This window comes from Aquidulcibacter sp. (assembly GCF_044346625.1).
GTDB lineage: Bacteria > Pseudomonadota > Alphaproteobacteria > Caulobacterales > Aquidulcibacteraceae > Aquidulcibacter.
The window spans coordinates 1-5,017 of the sequence record NZ_JBIIYV010000125.1 but is presented as its reverse complement, the minus strand read 5'-3'; the positions used below and the strand labels follow the sequence as shown (position 1 = coordinate 5,017).

Annotated in this window: 3 protein-coding genes; all 3 read right to left on the bottom strand. The window is 54.3% G+C overall.

What is annotated here, in order from left to right; translation table 11 throughout:
- Window positions 1–219: 219 nt before the first annotated feature.
- Window positions 220–2,652: a TonB-dependent receptor gene (locus tag ACIQ20_RS15785; protein WP_395781985.1), complete on the bottom strand. Its 2,433-nt coding sequence runs from the start codon at window positions 2,650–2,652 to the stop codon at window positions 220–222.
- A gap of 203 nt (window positions 2,653–2,855) precedes the next feature.
- Complete coding sequence (gene fghA, locus ACIQ20_RS15780; protein ID WP_395781983.1) at window positions 2,856–3,707, bottom strand: S-formylglutathione hydrolase; 852 nt, start codon at window positions 3,705–3,707, stop codon at window positions 2,856–2,858.
- Between the two features lie 27 nt (window positions 3,708–3,734).
- Entirely contained in the window at window positions 3,735–4,844 is a 1,110-nt protein-coding gene (locus tag ACIQ20_RS15775) for an S-(hydroxymethyl)glutathione dehydrogenase/class III alcohol dehydrogenase (RefSeq protein WP_395781987.1), read from the bottom strand.
- Between the last annotated feature and the right edge of the window lie 173 nt (window positions 4,845–5,017).

Sequence of the window (5,017 nt, the reverse complement as noted above, 5' to 3'; positions counted from 1 at the left end):
CACCACTGCACCTAAAGTCAGAAAGGAAAAACCAATCTCTTGACCCAACACCCGCAACGCGGGACATAACTTAGCCCGGGTCAATTCTCGATGAAAATACCGGGTCACTTCCCAGCGACAATCAACACACGGCGTTCTGCTGCAACCGGGAGTGGAAAAATTGATTGGGCGGAGAAGCGTGCCACGCCATTCCGCCCATTCTCTAGATGTTGGATTAGTCTAAAGCTTGATCTTGAAGTCGAGACCGAATGTACGCGGCTCGATATAGAAACCTGTGAGGCCGCGGACGGGGTCCAAGCCCTTCCAGAAGAGCCGTTCGCTATCGAACAAATTACGCGCCCACAAGGAAACCGACATTTCGGCTCCGTTCGGCATTTCGATTTGGCTGAGCGCGATACGTCCGTTGCTCACAACACCACCATCTCCTTTTGGGGAAGGAATGGTTACCTTATTGGTGACGGGATCATAGGCAACGTCAGTCCGGCTAACATAGAAACCGTCATCCGCATTGAAGCTTAGATGGGCGGTAAAGTTGGCACCAAACATTGGGCGGTTATAATCGAAAGAGATGCTGCCCGAGTTCTCTGGTGTGTTGGTTTGGCGGATCGGGATTGGAATTGCGATGATCCGACCATCTGCTTGCGGAAACGGATTGGCTGTGTCGGGGATTGTGACCTTGTTATAGGCATAGCTGGTCGAGATGGTTAGCGCGTCGGTTATGGCCCACGTACCGTCAAATTCGAAACCTGCAATATCGCCCTCGCCCGGAGCATTGGTTGCTTCTTGCGTGGTGCGAGTCGTTGTCAGAATGTTGCCATTTGCATCGCGTTGTTGATAACGCGCGCTAAAGTCCAGCTGGATCCCCGTATAGGTGCCAGCGTAAACAGCCGCATTGAGGCGTAAGTTACGGTCAAACAATTCTGCCTTGCCACCGATTTCAAATACTTCAACCTCTTCTGGCCCGAATGGCGAGTAAGTCAGCGAACGAGAGTTCGCACCGCCCGAACGGAAGCCGGTTGCATATTTGGCATACGCCATGATTGTATCGCTGAAGTCCCAAGCCAAATTGACCATTGGATCAAATCGATCATCCGAATAGTCCAATAATTGAGGGCCCGTGACACCATTGACCGTTGGTGCCCGTCCGTTGACGATCGTCAGCGCCCCGACCTTCTCGTCATGGGAATAGCGCCCACCAAGTGTCAGATGCAGCCGATCAGCGAACATGGCTGGCGTATAAGTCCCTTGAGCGAAGACGCCCACGCTGGTGCTTTCGACATTGCTGACCCGGTCATAAGGGATTGCCGCATAATTGATCGGCAGAAGTTCAGAAGTCGTCCCTTCGCGATTGGTGAACCGGTTTGTGAAAAACGCTTGTGCGTTATCGGCAACATTCTCCACAAAGTAGGTGGCACCAACCACATACTTAAGACGCTCTGTCTCACTGGAGAGCTGGATTTCGTGGCTGGTCTGGTCCTGCACGAATTCAGCGGTACTGACGCGCGAGAAGGACTGACCCGTGAACCCAATGGTTGCGGATTGCGACAAGCTGGTAAAGGCGGTCGGGCTCGCATTATCCCATTGATCTTGGTAGAGCTCACGGTAGGCCGAGATCGTTTTCAGCTTCAGGGTATCCGAGAGGTCCCACTCAAGCGTCAAGCGGTGTCCAGATTGATCGCCACTGCTTGGTTCCTGCGGCGCTCCTACCACACCGCGGGTCGCGCGGCCGGCTTGAACAACAGGCAGGCCTGGCAGGGTTGCCGAACCACCGGCGATCAATTGTTGGTAAATTGTCGTACTTTCATCGAAGCTGGTGTCGAACGCATATTCTGCCCGCATCGTATCGTTTGGCTTCCAAAGTGCCGCCACGCGCAGGCCGCCGCGCAGGATTTCACCATAATCATTGGCTTGGGCAAGTGGGTTGGATACCAGACCGTCGCGGCCGATCACCACGGCATCGATCTTGGTAGAAATGCCACGGAACTCAGGCAAATCGACTCTCAATTCGGACTTGTAGGAACCAAAATTGCCGACCCCGACAGTCGCCTCAGCGCGGAACTTGCCGCTCGGACGACGGGTGACAATATTCACCGCACCCCCAGCCGTGTTGCGGCCGAACAAAGTCCCTTGCGGTCCCTTCAAAACTTCAATGCCTGTGATTTCATACAAGGAAGTGCCAAGCCCCTGTGGGCGGCCCATGTAAACACCGTCAATATAGACGCCTACACCCTGATCGCGGGCGGGCTGGTTAGAGTCGGTCATGACACCAACACCGCGGATATTGATGATCAAGGCACCTGGACGTGTGAAAAACGGCTTCACTGACAAGGAGGGGATCGACCCATCACCCATATCCAAAAGGGAAGTCACCCGCCGGTTCTCAAGACCGCGTGCGGTTAAAACGGAAATCGAAATTGGCGTGTCTTGAAGATTTTCGACCCGACGCTGCGCGGTCACAATTACTGTCTCAAGACGGCTGTCATCAGAACTCGCCGCGGCTTGGTTCTGTTCATTTGCCACGGAACTGACTTGGGCGGTCGCTTGTGGATCAGCTGCCAGTGCTGGACTTGCAGCAAGGCCCACGAACCCAATCATTACCGCAAGAATGGCACGCATGCTGGTGGTGCCAAGAATTGATTTTGTAATGCTCATTGCATGTCCCCGACAGACGGCCTAGCGCCGTAACAGCGGCAACGACTATCGAGGGGTTATGTCAGAGCAGTAACACAAATTTGAATAAGCATTAATCATTTTGTCGCGGTTGCGTAAAACCATTGCCACAAAATGACTGATAACTCGGAGACTTGTCTATAAAGCGCATCAATCTGCGCTGGCGCCCCGTTACCCCGTATCGCTCAGCTTGCGCCAACCAGCCGCTCGTGATGCCAGCGCAGATGCTCGTCCATAAAGGTCGAGATGAAATAATAGCTATGGTCATAGCCTTCTTGCATTCGGATGGTGGCCTTTTGGTTGGCGGCCTTGCAGGCATGCACCAGCAAATGCGTTTTTAGTTGTGTCTCTAGAAATGGATCGGCGGTGCCTTGGTCGACCAAAAGGTCGGGCAGCCGAGCGCCCTCTTCGATCAACTCACAGGCATCATAAGCCATCCACGCACCTTGGCTCTCGCCCAAATAACCCGTTAGCGCCTTCTGCCCCCAAGGGCACGCCATCGGTGCCACGATCGGGGCAAATGCCGAGACAGAGCGAAAACGACCCGGGTTGCGCAGCGCAAGCGTTAACGCACCATGGCCACCCATGGAATGGCCCATGATGGCTTGGCGATCCAGATCAACGGGCAAATGCTCTGCGATCAGCTCGGGCAATTCTGCTTCAAGATAGCTGCGCATCTGATAGTGCTTGGCAAATGGCTTTTGCGTTGCATCGACATAAAAGCCCGCACCCAGCCCAAAGTCATAAGCGCCTTCTGGATCGTCAGGCACCCCCTCCCCGCGCGGCGACGTATCGGGTGCGATAAAGATCAAGCCCAGTTCAGCACACGCGGCCCGATACTCCCCCTTTTCCGTCACATTGGCGTGGGTGCAAGTCAGGCCTGACAGATACCAAACGACGGGCAATTTCAGGCCGAGCTCATGGTCTGGGATAAAGGCTGAGAACACCATCTCAGAACGGGTGGCTGAGGATGGATGGCTATAGACCCGCTGGTCGCCGCCATGGGCCTTAACTGAAGAGATGATGGTCAAACTCACACGCGCACCCCTCGTCTAAGGATTGCCTCAAAACACCACAACGCTGCGGATGCTTTCACCTGAATGTATCAAGTCAAAGCCCTTATTGATCTCATCCAAACTCAAAACATGGGTAATCATGGGATCAATTTCGATCTTCCCATTCATGTACCAGTCGACGATCTTGGGCACATCGGTGCGGCCACGTGCGCCACCAAAGGCAGAGCCTTTCCAGACCCGGCCCGTCACCAATTGAAATGGCCGCGTCGAAATTTCCTTGCCAGCTTCGGCCACCCCAATCACGGTCGAGACACCCCAGCCGCGATGACATGCTTCCAAGGCCTGCCGCATCACGTCGGTATTGCCGGTACAATCAAACGTATAATCCGCTCCACCATCGGTTAGCGCGACCAAATGTTGAACCATATCGCCTGTGATCAAGCTGGGATTGACGAAGTGGGTCATGCCAAAGCGCCGGCCCCAAGCTTCCCGGTCAGGGTTGACGTCGACGCCAACAATCTGGTCTGCCCCCACCATACGCGCAGCCTGCACCACATTGAGGCCAATGCCGCCAAGGCCAAAGACGATAACGGTGGAGCCCGGTGTCACTTTGGCGGTATGGACCACTGCGCCAACACCCGTTGTAACCCCGCAACCAATGTAGCAAGTCTGCTCAAACGGGGCGTCCATCCGGATTTTTGCTACAGCGATTTCGGGCAGAACGGTAAAGTTCGAGAAAGTCGAACAGCCCATGTAATGATAAATGGTTTGGCCCTTGTAACTAAAGCGGCTGGTACCATCGGGCATTAGGCCTTGGCCTTGCGTGGCCCGTATCGCCGTGCACAAATTGGTCTTGCCAGACAGGCAGCTTTTGCATTGCCGACATTCGGGCGTGTAGAGCGGGATCACATGATCGCCCGGGGAAACACTGGTTACCCCTGCCCCAACTTCGCGCACAATCCCTGCGCCTTCGTGGCCGAGCACGACAGGAAACTTGCCCTCAGGGTCGCGACCACCCAAGGTATAAGCATCTGTGTGGCAGATGCCGGTAGCCATAATTTCAACCAACACTTCGCCTGCCTTAGGCCCCTCAAGATCCAGTTCTACGATTTCCAAGGGTTTACATGCTTCAAAAGCAACTGCGGCGCGGGTCTTCATGCGGGTTAAACTCACCAAGTGCGGGAAAGGTTCCAAGATTTTGGCACTGACCATAGCAATTTTACAATTTCGAGATAAATAGCCATAATCGCAATTCATCTTACCGTATTCAGGATAATCATGGACCAGTGGCAGGGACTTGATGAGTTTGTCGCGATTGCGACGGCAGGCTC